We start from the raw sequence: 16,608 nt of genomic DNA on the forward strand, positions 1-16,608 counted from the left end.
GATTAACCTCATATTACAACTGTGTTAACAAATAGCTTTAGGGTACTAAAGTTTACGCCCTGTGGCTACAATATATACCTCACGAGAACGAGACCGCGAAGCGTCTGGTTTACGAACTTTCACTTTCGTAAACAGGGAGCGTATTTGCCCCAGGTATTCATCAAAGCCTTCTCCCTGAAACACTTTGACAATAAAACTTCCCCCGGGAGCCAGTACATCACGACACATATCAAGCGCTAACTCTACTAAATACATGGATCGAGGAATATCGACCGCGGGTGTACCGCTCATGTTTGGAGCCATGTCAGACATGACAACCTGGACTTTGTTTTCACCTACTCTATCAAGCAATGCCTTCAATACAAGTTCATCACGGAAATCGCCTTGAAGGAAATCGACTCCAACTATAGGATCCATAGGTAAAAGGTCACATGCGATGATTCGACCTTTGCTTCCTAACTGCTGTACAACGTATTGAGACCACCCTCCAGGGGCTGCTCCTAAATCGACAACGGTCATACCTGGTTTAAAGATATTGTCACTTTGCTGAATTTCTTCCAGTTTAAACCAAGCACGAGAGCGAAACCCTTTTTTCTGTGCTTGCTGAACATATTTATCACTAAAATGTTCTTGTAACCAGCGGCTAGAGCTTGCCGAACGTTTTTTATTGGCCATTGCGTTTTCCAACTATCATACACTTAGCTATCAATATTTTTACTCTTTCACTCATTTAACCCCGTATTAACGACATTTTATGGTGATAAGTGAGAGATGGCGTTAGAATAGATCGTTTTCAATCCCAACAAAGCAAAAATTAATGATGACTCTTAACAAAAAACAAATTCAACACCTGAAAGGGCTCGCTCATCACCTGAATCCAGTCGTTATGATTGGTAACAACGGGTTGACTGAAGGCGTTCTTGCAGAAATTGAACTCGCTCTGGCACACCATGAGCTTATCAAAGTCAAAATCGCAGGCGAAGATCGAGATGTTAAAAACTTGATCGTGGCAGCGATTGTACGCGAAAGCGGTGCACAGAATGTACAAGTTATCGGAAAAATTCTTGTTCTTTATCGTCCTTCAGAAGCACGTAAGATTATTTTACCGAAATAAAACCTGTATCTTTATATAAAAATGCCATAACTAACTCTATGGCAAAAAAGGCCTTTTAAGGCCTTTTTTATATTACCACAGGATGGCACTCTAGTTTTCTATAGAAACGTAAAATTATAAATTAAATATATTCTACGTTTAAAACTTCATACTCGACTTGTCCGCCCGGTGTAGTAATCACAACAACATCATCTAACTCTTTACCAATCAATCCACGCGCAATCGGTGAATTAACAGAAATTAAGTTTTCTTTAATGTTGGCTTCATCATCACCCACAATGCGGTAAGTTTGCTCTTCTTCTGTTTCAACATTTAACAATGTGACTGTTGAACCAAAAATAATACGACCATTGTTATTCATCTTTGTAATATCAATGACTTGAGCATTCGATAATTTTGCTTCAATTTCTTGTATACGGCCTTCACAGAAACCTTGTTGCTCTCTTGCAGCATGATATTCCGCGTTTTCTTTTAAGTCTCCATGTTCACGAGCTTCAGCAATAGCTGCAATGATCTCGGGACGACGAATACCTTTTAAATATTCCAGCTCTTCGCGTAATTTTTCTGCACCTAGAACTGTCATAGGGATCTGATTCATGTGTTAATACCTCAATACTATTCCTAATAAAAAATAGGTATCATCCTGATTTTTTATACTAACAACACAGAGAAAAGGATCTATTTACTCTTCTCAAGACAAAAAAAGACACAGGCAACCTTAAATTGGGCCTGTCTCTACGTATATTCGGTGAATGAGGGGCGCTATTATATTCCCAACTCATGCTATTGGGACGTAAACTAAACCACCCATACTTAAAACTAAATCTAACACAACAGACGCATTGCTTCACGCCTTATCTCTCTTTATAAAGAGATAAACAGACTTTTTCCGATAATGAGCTAATCCTGCTTGTTACCGTTTACTTTTGCCCTCATTGCCCTTTAGTATTAGCCTCTGGCAATCAATACTATAACGTTACACGCTATAGTCACAGATAGAGAAATTATGCGCTTACTATCAACATTTCGACGGATACTATACACATTAAGTATCATCAGTTTTTCAACCCAAGCAATACCTGTTGAAAACTATACATCCCTTCTTCCTGAAGGAACACAAGTGGGTCTAATCACTCAACCCGTTGGCGCTGCTTCCCCTAATCTTAACTATCATGCCGATCAATTAGCACTTCCTGCAAGTACTCAGAAAGTAGTGACTGCACTTGCCGCATTACTTCAATTAGGTGGAAATTATCAATTCACCACAACAATGGAAACAGAAGGTAAAATAAAAAACAATCAGCTTGATGGTGATTTGATCTTTCGTTTTACAGGCGATCCTACATTAACCCGCCAACAATTAAGAGCAATGGTTGCCATATTAAAGCAATCTGGCGTGACAAAAGTACAGGGTGATTTGCTGATTGATACTTCTGCTTTTTCAAGCCACGATAAAGCGCCCGGTTGGGTTTGGAATGATATGACTCAATGCTTTAGTGCCCCTCCTAGTGCCGCCATTGTTGATAAGAACTGCTTTTCTGTCTTATTGCAAAGTGGCAACAAAGAAGGTGATATTGCCACAATACGGAAAGCTTCTTTTTATCCTGTAACCGTTTTAAGTGAAGTTGAAACTTATGAGAAAGGCTCAACACGTACCCGTTTTTGTGAATTAGATGTCACTGTTCGTGACTTAAATACTTATGTAATCACCGGTTGTATTCCTAAACGTGACGATGCAGTACCTTTAATGTTTTCTATTCAAGACGGTGCTCATTGGGCCGGTACAATTTTAAAAGAAGAGTTACAACGCGCCAATATTGAACTTGATGGATATATCAAACGTCGATCTCAACTAAAAGCACCAGTTACTGTACTTGCACAGACACAATCAAAACCGTTACATAGCTTACTGACAACCATGCTAAAAGAGTCTGACAATATGATTGCAGACACCGTCTTTAGAACCATTGGTCGTGAGTATTATGGCGTTGCTGGAACTTGGCGATCTGGCGCAGAAGCCACTCGCGCAATTTTAAAACAAAAAGCCGGAATTGATTTAGGAAATACCGTAATGGTTGATGGTTCTGGTCTTTCTCGCCATAACCTCATTTCGCCTGCAACCATGATGCAAGTGCTTCAATATATTGGACAACATGAAAGTGAATTAAACTTTATCACGATGCTTCCCCTTGCAGGACATGACGGTACGTTACAATATCGAGGTGGTTTTCATGAAGCGGGTGTTGATGGCAAAGTATCTGCCAAAACAGGATCATTAAAAGGGGTTTACAATCTTGCGGGCTTTATGACCACAGCAAATGGGCAGAAAGTTGCGTTTGTACAATACGTTTCAGCGTATTCACCTCCTACACAGAATCGCAATGCTGGGCGTGCTTATTTAGTGCGTTTTGAGACTAATCTGTATAAAGATATGTACAACAATCGCTAGATTGACACGAGATAAGTATAAGTCATCGAGATATAAAAAACGCCTGATTAATCAGGCGTTTTTTATTTTAATCACAATCAGAATGATAATTAACGTTGGTAGATAAATTCAATACCATCATCATCTTCTTCATCCCAATCATCGTCGTCATCTTCTTCAAAATTAGGGTTTTCAAGCTGTTCTTTGTGGTAATCATCCCACATAAAGTCAACTTTTCCTGGCTCTGCTTTTGTTGCAACAATATCTTGCTCACGCGGAGTAACATTCAGGAATTCCATGATATTCCAGCAAAGTTTTTTCACACCTTCTTGGTTGATGGCCGCTATCATATAATAGTTTTCATCCCAACCCAGCGCTTCCACAATCGCTTTTGCCTTCTCTTTTGCTTCTTCAGCATCCAGAAGATCGACTTTATTGAACACTAACCAACGCGGTTTTTGTGCTAATTTTTCGCTGTATTTCTCTAATTCAGAGATAATAATTTTTGCATTTTCCACAGGATCTGATCCATCAATAGGATCAATATCGATCAAGTGTAATAGCACACGGCAGCGTTCTAAGTGTTTTAAGAATTGGATCCCAAGACCTGCACCATCCGCAGCGCCTTCGATTAATCCAGGAATATCTGCAACCACAAAGCTTTGGTGATTATCCATACGCACCACACCTAAGCTTGGTACTAACGTTGTAAATGGATAATCAGCAACTTTAGGTTTTGCTGCTGATACTGCACGAATAAATGTAGATTTACCCGCATTTGGCATCCCAAGCATACCCACATCAGCTAATAACATTAGCTCTAATAGAACTTCGCGAGATTCACCCGGCGTGCCCATGGTACGTTGACGTGGAGCACGGTTAACTGACGATTTAAAACGCGTATTACCTAAACCGTGGAAGCCACCTTTAGCAACCATTTGCTTTTGACCGTGAGCAGTCAAGTCAGCAATGACTTCATTTGTTGCTAAATCACGGACACGCGTTCCGACAGGAACACTAATAGTAATATCTTGACCACGCTTACCGGTACAATCACGGCTGTGACCATTTTCACCACGCTCTGCACGATAAGATTTTGTAAAACGGTAATCAATTAAGGTGTTAAGGTTTTCGTCTGCAATCATGTAGACATCACCACCATCACCACCATCACCACCGTCTGGTCCCCCGTTAGGGATATATTTTTCGCGACGAAAGCTTACACAGCCGTTACCACCATCGCCCGCGACGATTAGGATCTTGGCCTCATCAACAAATTTCATGATTTTACTCCGTATAGTAGCCATTAACGTGCTGGATGGCCGAAATTACCCAGAGATGGCCTTTTTTAAATATAAAAAGCCCCGCAACAGATTTGCAGGGCTTTTGACTCGGTGCTTAAAGGACCAGTAATTATTCAGCTTCGATGCTGATAAATTTACGGTTGTTTGGACCTTTAACTTCGAACTTAATTTTTCCGTCAGCTAATGCAAACAGGGTGTGGTCACGACCACAACCAACGTTAGTACCTGCATGGAACTTAGTACCACGTTGACGAACGATGATGCTACCTGCTAATACAGCTTCACCACCGAAACGTTTAACACCCAGACGTTTTGCTTCGGAATCACGACCGTTACGAGTCGAGCCGCCAGCCTTTTTATGTGCCATTGAACTACTCTCCTAAACCTTAAGCGATACCAGTGATTTTAACATCAGTAAACCACTGACGGTGGCCCTGTTGTTTACGGCTGTGTTTACGACGACGGAACTTAACAATCTTAACTTTATCGCCGCGACCGTGAGCAACCACTTCCGCTTTAACTTTAACGCCCGCAAGGATTGGAGCGCCAATTTGAATGTCATCGCCATTAGCGACCATCATTACAGTATCAAACTCGATTGTTTCGCCAGTAGCTACTTCCAGCTTCTCTAAACGAATAGTTTGACCTTCGCTGACTCGGTGTTGTTTACCACCACTTTGGAAAACCGCGTACATATAAACTCCGCTTTCCGCACACTCCCAATATGTATAATTTGAGTGCACAATTAAAATATTCACATAGGGCGCGAATTCTACGCAAATTTAGTGCCGATGACAAGTACAGATCGCAAACTAGCGTTAAAAAAAAGAGTTTTTTACACGATATTTATTTCAGCCATTTTTAAAGTACAATCTAAATTATAAGAGAGTAAAATCTGTGGCATGATCATTTTTTATTAATAATAACGCGCTCATTGGCGAGCCAAAGTCGAAAAAACATGAATTTAGAATCTATTATAAAACTAACATCCGCTGATATGGCTGCGGTAAATGAGGCAATCCTTTACCAGCTTAATTCAGATGTTTCTTTGATAAATCAACTTGGTTACTACATCATTAGTGGTGGTGGTAAAAGGATCCGACCAATGATCGCCGTGCTCACTGGACGAGCATTGGACTATCAAGGTGACAAACATATCTCGGTCGCAGCGCTTATCGAATTTATTCATACAGCAACGTTGTTACATGATGATGTTGTTGATGAATCGGATATGCGCAGAGGAAAACAAACAGCAAATGCTGTCTTTGGAAATGCTGCCAGTGTGCTTGTTGGCGACTTTATTTATACACGATCTTTTCAGATGATGACGGATCTTGATTCGATGCGTGTATTAAAATTAATGTCTAGTGCCACCAATGTGATCGCTGAAGGTGAAGTTTTACAGTTAATGAATTGTAATGATCCCGACATTTCTGAAGATGACTATATGCAAGTTATCTACAGCAAAACAGCTCGTCTCTTTGAAGCAGCTTCTCATGCATCAGCCATCCTTTCGGGGGCGACGCCTGAGCAAGAAAAAGCATTCCAAGATTATGGTCGTTATCTTGGGACTGCTTTCCAGCTCATTGACGATTTGCTTGATTATGATGCAGATAACAACCAGTTGGGTAAAAACACGGGTGATGATCTTGATGAAGGTAAACCAACGTTGCCATTACTTCATGCTATGCATAATGGCAATGAAGAAAGATCCCAATTAATTCGCCAAGCCATTGAACAAGGTAATGGTCGCCATTTATTGGATACTGTTTTAAATACTATGAAACAGTGTGGCTCTTTGGAATATACCCGTCAAAAAGCAGAAGAAGAAGCGGACAAAGCGATCGAAGCTTTATCAATTATACCTGACTCACCGTATAAAGATGCGCTTATTGGGCTTGCTCACGTCGCTGTACAACGTCAATCATAACTTTGGTAAACCCCTATTAGTTATGCAAAGAAGCCCTCTAGAGCGACTATGTCGATTCTGGTGGGCTTTTTAGTTTATTGAGCACTTCTTCGTTTTCTCGTTCGATAGCATCTTGATTATCCGCATCAATATAGCTAATGAGCTTTGCCAGCCCTTCACGTAGTACGAATTTCACAATCTTTTCTCGTTCTGATTTAGTCAGTTGATAATAGGCCTCAACCCAAATCAAAAAGGCATCCTGACGTTTTGATAAATACTCAGCCGGAGGTTCATGTGCAGCGAGTACACTGATCACCTCATCAGGCAGACTTTTTACGGAATACTCAACAGCTTTTCCCTGTACGCCACGTTTACGACGATTTTCCCATCCTTCACGACGTGCCATCAAGTTAACTCCCTGCGGTGAGTTAGGTAACCCCGCAAGCCCCACTAATTCTTTCGCTGTATACCATTCTTTTTTCATGATCTCATCTCACATTCAACTAAGAGGTTAGTCAGATAGATATCTGTTGCGGATAACGCAATAATAGATTCTTTAAAATCGCTTAATCATTGACGACTTTTTCTAAAAAACTTCTAATACCATCCCGCAATATCAGCTCTGTTAATGTTTTTTGTTCACCATCATTTAGTTGTTGGAATGCTTTCACCCAGATAACGAGTGGCTCCTCTTTTTTATTTAGTTTGTAATGTGCTAATGGCTCATAAAGTTCTAGAGCAATTAAAGTTTCTTCTGGTAAACAAGAATAATGATATTCAACACCACTACCTTGCTTATTTTTTACATTCTGTTTTTGCCAAGACTCACGTCTCGCTTTTGAATTTACACCTTGTGGTGATTTAGGTAATCCACCTATACCCGTCAATTCCTTTGCCGTATACCACTCTTTTTTCATTATGTTTCTCTAAAATTGTTATCAACTTCAAAAAAGAAATTATTAAGAAAAAAATCAGAAATCTTTTTAGAAAAATAATGTTATTTTATTTTCTAAATAATCAGTTTAAATACTTTAGGACATTTCTAATAAACTGTTATTTATACCACTAACACAGCAATCAATTTTATAGAAAAAGGATTAAAAATGATTTCAAGGAAATCTGATTGGCATCCTGCCGATATTATTGCCGCACTTAGAAAACGAGGAACAACACTTGCTGCCATCTCTCGCAAAGCAGGGTTAAGCTCTTCAACTCTCGCTAATGCACTGTCACGCCCTTGGCCTAAAGGAGAGAAAATCATTGCTGATTATCTTGGTGTCGCTCCTAGTGAAATTTGGCCTAGCCGTTATTTCCATCCTGAAACAGGAGAATTACTTGAACGAAAGATTCGCACCAAAACTAATAATTAACTAATAATTACATACATTATAATTAATAAAAAAAACCGCTGATATAGTACCAGCGGTTTTTATTTAAATTTGCATTATTTTTATAGCAAAAAAAGTATTTCTTTATTTATTAATAAATTCTTCACCAAGAATTATATCTTTTTTCAATACATCTAACATACCATTTAGAGATTGCTTTTCAAAATCACTTAATTTACCAACAGATAAATATTCCTCTACACCGTTTTTACCTAAAAGAATAGGTTGTGCAAAGAAACGGGCATATTCTCCGTCGCCTTCAGTATAGGTACATTCAATAACATTTTTCTCGCCATTTAGGGCGCGAATTAATGAAAGACCAAAACGAGCGGCAGCTTGCCCCATAGATAATGTTGCTGATCCGCCACCCGCTTTTGCTTCAACAACCTCTGTACCCGCGTTTTGAATACGTTTAGTCAATGCTACAACTTCATCATCGGTAAATGAAACGCCGTCAACTTGGGATAATAGAGGAAGAATAGTCACACCTGAGTGCCCACCAATCACAGGAACGTTAGTTTTTTGTGGATCTTTACCTTTTAGTTCTGCAACAAAGGTATTGGCGCGAATGATGTCCAGAGTGGTGATACCGAAAAGACGTTTTTTATCGTAAACGCCTGCTTTCTTAAGCACTTCTGCTGCGATAGCAACGGTTGTATTCACTGGGTTAGTAATGATACCGATAAGTGCTTTAGGGCAATTTTGTGCAACCTTTTCAATTAAGTTACGCACGATACCTGCGTTAACATTGAAAAGATCTGAACGATCCATGCCTGGTTTACGAGCTACACCCGCAGAAATCAGGACAACATCCGCGCCTTTTAGCGCAGGAGAAGGATCTTCACCCGCAAAACCTTTTACAGTAACTTGAGTCGGGATATGGCTTAAGTCAGCTGCGACACCCGGTGTAACGGGAGCGATATCATATAAAGAGAGTTCACTACCAGCTGGAAGCTGATTTTTAAGAAGAAGTGCCAGTGCCTGACCAATACCACCTGCTGCACCGAGAACTGCTACTTTCATTCTGATACTCCTTAGTTTACGAGATAGTGGAACGCCTTCGAGATACTCACTATTACGCAATTCGCCTTTTAAAAAACAATTATTTAACAGCAATATTGCATAATAAGGCATTTTCAGTGAAAAAAAATACTTTGGTTATTCTAAACAAATTGCTTATCTGTTAATGAGATAGTGGACACTCTTTTGATAAATAATTTCAATAAATATGGCAAAGTGTTAAGTACACCATTATCCTTATGATAATCCTTTAAGCTTATCATTTATTTAACAAATATTTTACTTTCCTTAAGTTATCACATTCACACGCCGTAAATAAAATATTTTTGCAGTACATTCTGCTTTACAATTTTGAGGAGGCTATCACTCGTCTTTCTTCGTCTTATGTTGCATAAAAATTCACTTCTCTGCATAATACACAGGTTATTGATAACTCACTAAAGGTGAACTATGCGCGTTCCTTCTAAGCAAGAAGACTTGGTTAAAGCGTTTAAAGCCCTGCTGAAAGAAGAAAAATTCAGTTCACAAGGCGAGATTGTGACTGCATTACAAGAGGCTGGATTTGATAACATTAATCAGTCCAAAATCTCTCGTATGCTAACAAAATTTGGTGCAGTAAGAACCCGTAACGCCAAAATGGAAATGGTGTATTGCCTTCCTACTGAGCTTGGCGTACCAACAGCAAGCAGCCCATTAAAAAATCTGGTACTCGATATCGATCATAACCATTCTGTTGTGGTAATAAGAACGAGCCCAGGTGCAGCACAACTTATTGCACGTTTATTAGATTCATTAGGCAAAGCAGAAGGTATCCTTGGTAGTATTGCGGGTGATGACACTATTTTTTCAACACCGGCACCAGGATTTTCTACAGAAGAATTACGAGACGCTATTCTAAATCTTTTTGATCAAGAATTATAATTAGCCTTTCTACCGCTTCAAAAAGTAAGCCACTGAATATTCAGTGGCTTACTTATTTTTAATACTGGCTATCAGGCACTTTAGGCTGTGCTAATTTCGCAAGCAGTTTTTCGTGAATACCACCAAAACCACCATTACTCATAATCAAAATATGATCACCTGCTTGAGCTTCTTTCGCAATCATATCAACGAGTGTATCCAGATCTGTACTCCAGCGAGCCGGTTGTACACAATGCTCTGCAATATCACTCACTAACCATTGAATATTAGGTGGCTGGAATAAAAAGACTTCATCAGCACGACCTAATGCCGGTGCGATATCATCCTTGCTAATTCCCATTTTCATGGTATTTGAACGTGGCTCTAGCACCGCAATAATACGAGCCGTTCCACCCACTTTACTGCGTAACGCTTCAAGCGTTGCCAAAATTGCAGTGGGATGATGAGCAAAGTCATCATAAACACTGACTTGGTTAACCTCGCCACGTAGCTCTAAGCGACGACGCGCATTGATAAACTTATCCAATGCCTCACAAGCATCAGCAGGTAAAACGCCAACGTGATGCGCTGCAACAATCGCCATTAAGCCATTTTGCATGTTGTGTTCACCAGAAAGTCCCCAACACACCTCTCCGACGCGCTCACCTTTGTGGAATACCTCAAAATGACTACTGTCATTACTGAGTTTTTTGGCTTGCCAGTCTCCAGTTTCTCCCGTGAATTCTTGTTCACTCCAACATCCCATTCCTATGGTCTGTTTTAAATTCATATCGCTATCAGGCATGATGATTTTTCCTGTCCCTGGGACGATACGAACTAAATGATGGAATTGTTTTTGAATTGCCGCTAAATCATCAAAAATATCGGCGTGATCGAACTCAAGGTTATTTAAAATCAGTGTGCGTGGAGAATAATGAACAAATTTAGAACGCTTATCAAAAAAAGCACTGTCATATTCATCAGCTTCAATCACAAAGAAAGGGCTTTCGCCTAACTGTGCAGATACTTGGAAATTACCCGGTACACCGCCAATTAAAAAACCGGGTTTATAACCACAGTCTTCTAAAACCCAAGCCAACATACCTGCTGTGGTGGTTTTACCATGAGTTCCTGCAACGGCTAACACCCAACGTTCAGGTAAAATATAATCATGTAGCCACTGAGGGCCAGAGGTATAAGGCAAACCTTTTTCAAGTACAGCTTCAACACAAGGATTTCCTCGTGTCATCGCATTGCCAATAATCACCATGTCAGGGGCAGGTTCTAATTGTTTTGGGTCATATCCCTCAATCAGTTCGATTCCCTGATTTTCTAATAAAGTACTCATGGGTGGATAGACATTAGCGTCTGAGCCTGTGACTTTATGTCCCTTCGCTCTAGCGAGAATGGCAAGACTTCCCATAAAGGTGCCACAAATACCAAGAATATGAATGTGCATGAATTTCTGTCCAATAGCATGAAGTTGGTCACTATTCTAACGATCAAAAAGCAGATAAGAAACGGATTAACCTTTGAATCATCCGATTCTTTGGCTAAACTTGCCACCACCAAGGAGTTTTTCCTCCTTTTTTACTTTACCCACTCACATTCAGGACCTGCGTCATGAAAACATTAGGCGAATTTATCGTCGAGAAACAACAAGATTTTCCCCATGCTACTGGTGAACTTACTGCATTACTTTCAGCGATTAAGCTTGGGGCTAAAATTATCCACCGTGATATCAATAAAGCAGGGTTAGTCGATATTCTTGGTACTAACGGTGTTTCTAATGTTCAAGGTGAAGCCCAGATGAAACTGGATCTTTACGCGAATGAGAAACTGAAAGCGGCATTAAAAGCACGTGGTGAAGTTGCGGGTATCGGATCAGAAGAAGAAGATGATATTGTTATCTTTGAAGGTGATCGTGCTGAAAATGCTAAGTACGTCGTGTTAATGGACCCATTAGATGGTTCTTCGAATATTGATGTAAACGTTTCCGTCGGTACTATTTTCTCTATTTACCACCGTATTACACCTATTGGACAATCAGTAACCTTAGACGACTTCTTACAACCAGGTCATCGTCAAGTCGCAGCTGGCTATGTCGTTTATGGCTCATCAACCATGTTAGTTTATACAACTGGTTGTGGTGTTCATGCCTTTACTTATGATCCTTCTTTAGGTGTATTCTGTTTATCTCATGAAAGTGTACATTTCCCACCAACAGGAAATATGTACTCAATCAACGAAGGTAACTACATCAAATTCCCATTAGGGGTAAAAAAATACATTAAGTATTGCCAAGAACAAGACGCAGCAACAAATCGCCCTTATACCACACGTTATATTGGTTCTTTAGTTGCTGATTTTCACCGCAACTTACTGAAGGGGGGCATTTATATTTACCCAAGTACTGCAAGCCACCCTACTGGTAAATTACGTTTACTCTATGAATGCAATCCAATGGCGTTCTTAGCCGAACAAGCTGGCGGTAAAGCAAGTAACGGTAAAGAACGTATTCTTGATATCGAACCAAAAGAACTTCACCAACGTATGCCTTTCTTTGTAGGGACTAAATCGATGGTTGAACAAGCTGAAAGCTTTATGGCGCAATATCCAGACGAAGAATAATCTATTGGTCTCGCACTAATATAGATAAACCGGGCTGCTTATTCGTCCGGTTTTTTCATCTTAAAAAATAGCACATCCTTTTATTTACTGCTTATTTTTACGCCAGAACACAACATGTTCGGCAAAAAACGGGTATTGTTAAAAACTTTTCGCTATACTAAAGACCACGTAAAATTAATTTTTTTATAGGAAATTTTTTATGAGCCTGAATCATGTTCCTGCTGGTAAAGAACTACCAGAAGATATCTATGTTGTTATTGAAATCCCAGCAAACGCTGATCCTATCAAATACGAAGTTGATAAAGAAAGTGGTGCACTGTTCGTTGACCGTTTTATGTCAACCGCAATGTTCTACCCATGCAACTACGGTTACATCAATAACACGTTATCTTTAGATGGTGACCCAGTAGACGTTCTGGTTCCAACTCCATATCCATTACAACCAGGTTCAGTTATTCGTTGCCGTCCTGTTGGCGTACTGAAAATGACTGACGAATCAGGTGAAGATGCGAAACTGGTTGCAGTTCCACACACTAAACTGAGCAAAGAATACGATCACATTAAAGATGTGAACGATCTGCCTGAGCTGTTAAAAGCACAGATCAAACATTTCTTTGAACACTATAAAGATTTAGAAGCGGGCAAATGGGTTAAAGTTGACGGTTGGGAAGGCGTAGAAGCCGCTAAAGCTGAAATTATTTCTTCTTTCGAGCGTGCTAAAAAATAATTCTGACCCACTCAGAATAACCCGGTGAGTTATGACTTAATAATTTGCTGATAAATAAGCTCTTCATTTTATTGAAGGGCTTTTTTTATGAGGGTGTTCCCTTTCTTTTCAAACTCATGATAAGCAAGATGCCACTGATAAAAGTGATTCCTATAGCAATAACCATCAGTATATAAATAGCGGTGACCTCACCCGTAGAGAAAAACAAAAGCCCACCAACAATGGGTAATATCATCTGATTTAATAAAATTATCAGTGATGAAACGCTAGCGAGCTGATTTATGGGGATAATTTCTATTCTTAAGATTCTCAACACGTTACCTGAAAAGACTTTTCCAATAATTGAAACCGCGTAGCAAATAATAAAAATCATTATTGAGCTTTGAAAAAAAACCAGTAAAGAGGAACTTATAGTGATAATAGAAATTGAAATAATAGTTAACCACACTCTACTTATGTACTGATTTAAATAGCTGTATAAATATGTTCCTAATACACCGAAGATACCTGCAACAATATCAATAAAACCGTAGTATTTAATTGGTAAATTCATAACCTGATCAATTAACGCCGTTCCACTGGATTCAATTAAACCATCGAACATATTATTACCAATAGCAATAAAAACAGAAAATAGCAGTATGGGTGAAGAAAAAATATAAATAATTTTTTTAGTGAAAAAAACGTGCTCTTCCGAATTAGTTATATTTTCGGTGTTAACCTTTATTCTTGTATAAAAGAATAAAAAGAAAATAGCATTAATAAAATAGAATAGACACGGTATAACAAGTAAATACTTGTAACCCAAATCAATAAAAACAATCCCAATGAATGGTCCAATTATCATACCTAAAAAATCCATTCTAGACATTAAATTAATATGATGCTCTTTATGATGACTTATCAATGCGATAATTTTTTCATAAGAAATTAATGTTTGTGAATTTCCAATAGAAATTAAACTGCCAATCAAACCAAAACTTATCGCTATCATTAAATCAGATGTAAAATGAGTAAGTAATAAAAATAAACACCCTACTATTTTACAACCATCAGAAATAACAGCGATAGGTCGAATACCTAGAGTATCAATATATTTACCAATCAGTGGTATTAAAAAAAGTCGAGGTAACCACCATAATGCGTATGTTAATCCTGAATATTCAATACTTGTTGTTAACTGATAAACAATAACGGGTGTAAGAAATACCATTAATCCATCAGCCGTTAAAACAAAAAAAAGCATATAAAAAAAGATAATACGCATAATAATAACTAAACCTTTTCTTTAATTAAGACTTTAATCGGTTTATTATTCTTATCATATATAATAATTGACTTTGGTGTATGATGAGTCGGTTTCTGCTTAATTATCTCTTTTTGTTTAGAAACAATAAATTGATAATAATCTAAATCAGCCTCTATTTTATTAGTGCAATAGGCTTGATAATTTTTATTAGCGATCTCCCAGTCGATAACATCATGTCCCGGAATATACTCTTTTTCTTCATCTAAATAGATAACAGGCCGATTAACTGTAATGATATTAGCCATATTAAACAGTGCATGAGCTACCCCACAGGGGATCACTAATTCCATATTAGGTAAAGGCTTGAACGTTATTTCATCTTCACAAAATAGAGTGGCTGAGCCTGCTCGCATATCGACAAGTTTTAATGTTATCTCACTAGAAGCCTTTCCTAAAAAAGTTAAATGATCTTCTTGCCCTAGATGTAAGCCATAAGAGTCAAAGTTGTAATCTTCATTACCATGTTCAACAAGATACATAGGTGATTTTCGTGTTAACGGCACGATGCCACTCTCTTTACCTGTTTGCATGGTAGGTATGGCTCGAAACACGACACCTAAAATTGTTGATGTCGGTAATTGCCCTTTCTGATTTTCTGTTATTTTTTCTCTGAATCTTAAATTAACTTCATCACCATCATCTAAACGAATTTTTCGTGTTTCTGAATGCAAAAAAGCATGTTGGCTTAAGATCTCATGTTGTATATCTGCTATTCGATGGTAGACCAGATCAGAGGCTTCCTCTGTCATAGGCTCATAACCATCAATATCGTTAATTTCAATATCTTCAGGAAGATTAATAACGTCATTATTCGGTGACCACATCAGTGCTTTACTGGCTAATTGATCTATCGTAGGTAAAAATAAAGTGTAACTATTTAAAGTGAATATATTTTCTAAGTGATGAAAAGTATGAGCAACACCTGGAGGAATAATTAACGTTCTTGCCGATGAAGGCGTAATATAAAAACTTAATTCTGATTTAAACGTCGGTGAATTTTTACGACAATCGATAAACTTAGCGAGTATTTTTTTATTTTTATCACCTAAGAAGGTTAATGTATCTTGCTGTCCTAGATGAATACCGTATTGTCCATATTTAAATTCACTTTCACCATGATAAATAATATTAATCGGATAGGTTGTCGCAAAAGGAATAACATAAGAATCCTTTTTTCCATTATTCACTCGCCACCGAGAAACCCAATGTAATCCTACAATATTAATATTTTTATTTAACTCAATAATATCCTTATTCATTATTTTCTCCTGAGTGAATAAAGCAGCCCAAAGGCTGCTTTATTTTAATTAAATACTGACTATTTCAATGTCATAACCTAATGAATGTGCACTTTCTATAAGCGAATCTAGGTTAGATGTATTCAATTTTAAATATTTATCATCAGCGGGTGCATTTTTAATGCCAGCAAGATAAGCCAATTTATCAAAGGCGTCTTTTGCAGTTACTTTTGTTTTTAAAATCATATCAGTAAAATGATTGTTTACTATATTTTGATTTTGCTTTACTTCTTTGGGAGGGATTTTATAAAGGCGAGAAATCTCATTTAATTCATCCATAAAATTACCTTATTAAAATTTGATTAATTATTCGTATATCATAGGAATATTCTTCATGCTTTCACAAAAAACTCAACTGTCGTTTTAACATTAAATTTATTTCATTGTCAATTAGCCACACCATTAATAAAATTCATATCTATATAGATAAAAAACAAAGTATTTATTTTAATTTCAATTTTTGAAATTATTATAATTGAAATATTATTTAATTAAAAAATACTGCCTATTCCATTAATAAAAATGGCTCGATATTTCTATCGAGCCATTTTTCTTTAACTTTAAGTAAAAACGGAAGATT

19 protein-coding genes are annotated in these 16,608 nt (G+C 38.0%); 7 read left to right on the forward strand and 12 right to left on the reverse strand.

Annotated features, from left to right (window positions below; all coding sequences use genetic code 11):
* Positions 1 to 45: 45 nt before the first annotated feature.
* A complete protein-coding gene (rlmE, locus tag DK865_RS15910) occupies positions 46 to 675 on the reverse strand; it encodes a 23S rRNA (uridine(2552)-2'-O)-methyltransferase RlmE (protein ID WP_023583577.1) in 630 nt (209 codons plus the stop codon).
* Positions 676 to 820: 145 nt separating this feature from the next.
* Between rlmE and yhbY the strand changes: the two genes are divergently transcribed.
* Positions 821 to 1,114 (forward strand): ribosome assembly RNA-binding protein YhbY, encoded by a 294-nt coding sequence (gene yhbY / locus DK865_RS15915; RefSeq protein WP_036914752.1) that lies wholly within the window; start codon positions 821 to 823, stop codon positions 1,112 to 1,114.
* 121 nt (positions 1,115 to 1,235) lie between these two features.
* Here yhbY and greA read toward each other — a convergent pair whose 3' ends face one another.
* A complete protein-coding gene (gene greA / locus DK865_RS15920) occupies positions 1,236 to 1,712 on the reverse strand; it encodes a transcription elongation factor GreA (protein WP_023583579.1) in 477 nt (158 codons plus the stop codon).
* 408 nt (positions 1,713 to 2,120) lie between these two features.
* On the opposite strand from greA, the gene dacB reads away from it, so the two are divergent.
* The gene (dacB, locus tag DK865_RS15925; RefSeq protein WP_109392338.1) at positions 2,121 to 3,563 is read left to right on the forward strand and encodes a serine-type D-Ala-D-Ala carboxypeptidase; all 1,443 of its coding nucleotides are present in this window, start codon (positions 2,121 to 2,123) and stop codon (positions 3,561 to 3,563) included.
* An 89-nt stretch (positions 3,564 to 3,652) separates the two neighbouring features.
* Here the strand turns inward: dacB and cgtA are convergent, their stop codons facing one another.
* The 3 genes from cgtA to rplU all read right to left on the reverse strand — a co-directional run bounded on the left by cgtA (position 3,653) and on the right by rplU (position 5,541).
* Positions 3,653 to 4,825 (reverse strand): Obg family GTPase CgtA, encoded by a 1,173-nt coding sequence (gene cgtA / locus DK865_RS15930; protein WP_109392339.1) that lies wholly within the window; start codon positions 4,823 to 4,825, stop codon positions 3,653 to 3,655.
* Between the two features lie 130 nt (positions 4,826 to 4,955).
* On the reverse strand, positions 4,956 to 5,213 hold the full coding sequence (rpmA, locus tag DK865_RS15935) for a 50S ribosomal protein L27 (protein WP_006535706.1): 258 nt from the start codon (positions 5,211 to 5,213) through the stop codon (positions 4,956 to 4,958).
* Between the two features lie 19 nt (positions 5,214 to 5,232).
* Positions 5,233 to 5,541, reverse strand: coding sequence for a 50S ribosomal protein L21 (gene rplU, locus DK865_RS15940; RefSeq protein ID WP_006535707.1), 309 nt, complete (start codon positions 5,539 to 5,541; stop codon positions 5,233 to 5,235).
* Positions 5,542 to 5,804: 263 nt separating this feature from the next.
* Here rplU and ispB point away from each other — a divergent pair, with 263 nt between their 5' ends.
* Positions 5,805 to 6,776: an octaprenyl diphosphate synthase gene (ispB, locus tag DK865_RS15945; RefSeq protein ID WP_023583582.1), complete on the forward strand. Its 972-nt coding sequence runs from the start codon at positions 5,805 to 5,807 to the stop codon at positions 6,774 to 6,776.
* A 46-nt stretch (positions 6,777 to 6,822) separates the two neighbouring features.
* On the opposite strand, the gene DK865_RS15950 is transcribed toward ispB, so the two are convergent.
* Together DK865_RS15950 and DK865_RS15955 are read right to left on the reverse strand one after the other, a co-directional pair.
* Positions 6,823 to 7,239, reverse strand: coding sequence for a DNA-binding protein (locus DK865_RS15950; protein ID WP_023583583.1), 417 nt, complete (start codon positions 7,237 to 7,239; stop codon positions 6,823 to 6,825).
* A gap of 82 nt (positions 7,240 to 7,321) precedes the next feature.
* Positions 7,322 to 7,672, reverse strand: coding sequence for a DNA-binding protein (locus DK865_RS15955; RefSeq protein ID WP_023583584.1), 351 nt, complete (start codon positions 7,670 to 7,672; stop codon positions 7,322 to 7,324).
* Positions 7,673 to 7,858: 186 nt separating this feature from the next.
* On the opposite strand from DK865_RS15955, the gene DK865_RS15960 reads away from it, so the two are divergent.
* Positions 7,859 to 8,125: a helix-turn-helix domain-containing protein gene (locus tag DK865_RS15960; RefSeq protein WP_023583585.1), complete on the forward strand. Its 267-nt coding sequence runs from the start codon at positions 7,859 to 7,861 to the stop codon at positions 8,123 to 8,125.
* Between the two features lie 102 nt (positions 8,126 to 8,227).
* Here DK865_RS15960 and mdh read toward each other — a convergent pair whose 3' ends face one another.
* The gene (gene mdh, locus DK865_RS15965; RefSeq protein WP_036914697.1) at positions 8,228 to 9,166 is read right to left on the reverse strand and encodes a malate dehydrogenase; all 939 of its coding nucleotides are present in this window, start codon (positions 9,164 to 9,166) and stop codon (positions 8,228 to 8,230) included.
* 447 nt (positions 9,167 to 9,613) lie between these two features.
* Here mdh and argR point away from each other — a divergent pair, with 447 nt between their 5' ends.
* Positions 9,614 to 10,084 carry a transcriptional regulator ArgR gene (gene argR / locus DK865_RS15970; protein WP_006535714.1) on the forward strand — a complete coding sequence of 157 codons (471 nt, stop codon included), beginning with the start codon at positions 9,614 to 9,616 and terminating at the stop codon, positions 10,082 to 10,084.
* A 58-nt stretch (positions 10,085 to 10,142) separates the two neighbouring features.
* Here the strand turns inward: argR and mpl are convergent, their stop codons facing one another.
* Positions 10,143 to 11,522, reverse strand: a complete 1,380-nt coding sequence (gene mpl / locus DK865_RS15975; protein WP_109392340.1) for a UDP-N-acetylmuramate:L-alanyl-gamma-D-glutamyl-meso-diaminopimelate ligase — start codon at positions 11,520 to 11,522, stop codon at positions 10,143 to 10,145.
* Positions 11,523 to 11,686: 164 nt separating this feature from the next.
* Here mpl and fbp point away from each other — a divergent pair, with 164 nt between their 5' ends.
* Complete coding sequence (gene fbp / locus DK865_RS15985; protein ID WP_023583589.1) at positions 11,687 to 12,694, forward strand: class 1 fructose-bisphosphatase; 1,008 nt, start codon at positions 11,687 to 11,689, stop codon at positions 12,692 to 12,694.
* A gap of 199 nt (positions 12,695 to 12,893) precedes the next feature.
* Positions 12,894 to 13,421, forward strand: coding sequence for an inorganic diphosphatase (gene ppa, locus DK865_RS15990; RefSeq protein ID WP_023583590.1), 528 nt, complete (start codon positions 12,894 to 12,896; stop codon positions 13,419 to 13,421).
* 85 nt (positions 13,422 to 13,506) lie between these two features.
* On the opposite strand, the gene DK865_RS15995 is transcribed toward ppa, so the two are convergent.
* From DK865_RS15995 to DK865_RS16005, 3 genes are read right to left on the reverse strand one after another with little or no spacing between them, the layout of a single operon-like run.
* Positions 13,507 to 14,688, reverse strand: a complete 1,182-nt coding sequence (locus DK865_RS15995; RefSeq protein WP_109392341.1) for an MFS transporter — start codon at positions 14,686 to 14,688, stop codon at positions 13,507 to 13,509.
* An 8-nt stretch (positions 14,689 to 14,696) separates the two neighbouring features.
* The gene (locus DK865_RS16000; RefSeq protein ID WP_109392342.1) at positions 14,697 to 15,989 is read right to left on the reverse strand and encodes a dTDP-4-dehydrorhamnose 3,5-epimerase family protein; all 1,293 of its coding nucleotides are present in this window, start codon (positions 15,987 to 15,989) and stop codon (positions 14,697 to 14,699) included.
* 48 nt (positions 15,990 to 16,037) lie between these two features.
* Positions 16,038 to 16,307: an XRE family transcriptional regulator gene (locus tag DK865_RS16005; RefSeq protein ID WP_109392343.1), complete on the reverse strand. Its 270-nt coding sequence runs from the start codon at positions 16,305 to 16,307 to the stop codon at positions 16,038 to 16,040.
* Positions 16,308 to 16,608 lie beyond the last annotated feature (301 nt).

Source organism: Proteus cibi, from assembly GCF_003144405.1.
Lineage (GTDB): Bacteria > Pseudomonadota > Gammaproteobacteria > Enterobacterales > Enterobacteriaceae > Proteus > Proteus cibi.

Bases quoted from the DNA above. Each gene is read 5' to 3' on its own strand.
- mpl (WP_109392340.1), bottom strand. From the start codon at position 11,522: ATGCACATTCATATTCTTGGTATTTGTGGCACCTTTATGGGAAGTCTT.
- ispB (WP_023583582.1), top strand. From the start codon at position 5,805: ATGAATTTAGAATCTATTATAAAACTAACATCCGCTGATATGGCTGCG.
- fbp (WP_023583589.1), top strand. From the start codon at position 11,687: ATGAAAACATTAGGCGAATTTATCGTCGAGAAACAACAAGATTTTCCC.
- DK865_RS16000 (WP_109392342.1), bottom strand. From the start codon at position 15,989: ATGAATAAGGATATTATTGAGTTAAATAAAAATATTAATATTGTAGGA.
- rpmA (WP_006535706.1), bottom strand. From the start codon at position 5,213: ATGGCACATAAAAAGGCTGGCGGCTCGACTCGTAACGGTCGTGATTCC.
- DK865_RS15955 (WP_023583584.1), bottom strand. From the start codon at position 7,672: ATGAAAAAAGAGTGGTATACGGCAAAGGAATTGACGGGTATAGGTGGA.
- cgtA (WP_109392339.1), bottom strand. From the start codon at position 4,825: ATGAAATTTGTTGATGAGGCCAAGATCCTAATCGTCGCGGGCGATGGT.
- dacB (WP_109392338.1), top strand. From the start codon at position 2,121: ATGCGCTTACTATCAACATTTCGACGGATACTATACACATTAAGTATC.
- DK865_RS16005 (WP_109392343.1), bottom strand. From the start codon at position 16,307: ATGGATGAATTAAATGAGATTTCTCGCCTTTATAAAATCCCTCCCAAA.
- yhbY (WP_036914752.1), top strand. From the start codon at position 821: ATGACTCTTAACAAAAAACAAATTCAACACCTGAAAGGGCTCGCTCAT.
- DK865_RS15950 (WP_023583583.1), bottom strand. From the start codon at position 7,239: ATGAAAAAAGAATGGTATACAGCGAAAGAATTAGTGGGGCTTGCGGGG.
- rlmE (WP_023583577.1), bottom strand. From the start codon at position 675: ATGGCCAATAAAAAACGTTCGGCAAGCTCTAGCCGCTGGTTACAAGAA.
- DK865_RS15995 (WP_109392341.1), bottom strand. From the start codon at position 14,688: ATGCGTATTATCTTTTTTTATATGCTTTTTTTTGTTTTAACGGCTGAT.
- DK865_RS15960 (WP_023583585.1), top strand. From the start codon at position 7,859: ATGATTTCAAGGAAATCTGATTGGCATCCTGCCGATATTATTGCCGCA.
- rplU (WP_006535707.1), bottom strand. From the start codon at position 5,541: ATGTACGCGGTTTTCCAAAGTGGTGGTAAACAACACCGAGTCAGCGAA.
- argR (WP_006535714.1), top strand. From the start codon at position 9,614: ATGCGCGTTCCTTCTAAGCAAGAAGACTTGGTTAAAGCGTTTAAAGCC.
- mdh (WP_036914697.1), bottom strand. From the start codon at position 9,166: ATGAAAGTAGCAGTTCTCGGTGCAGCAGGTGGTATTGGTCAGGCACTG.
- greA (WP_023583579.1), bottom strand. From the start codon at position 1,712: ATGAATCAGATCCCTATGACAGTTCTAGGTGCAGAAAAATTACGCGAA.
- ppa (WP_023583590.1), top strand. From the start codon at position 12,894: ATGAGCCTGAATCATGTTCCTGCTGGTAAAGAACTACCAGAAGATATC.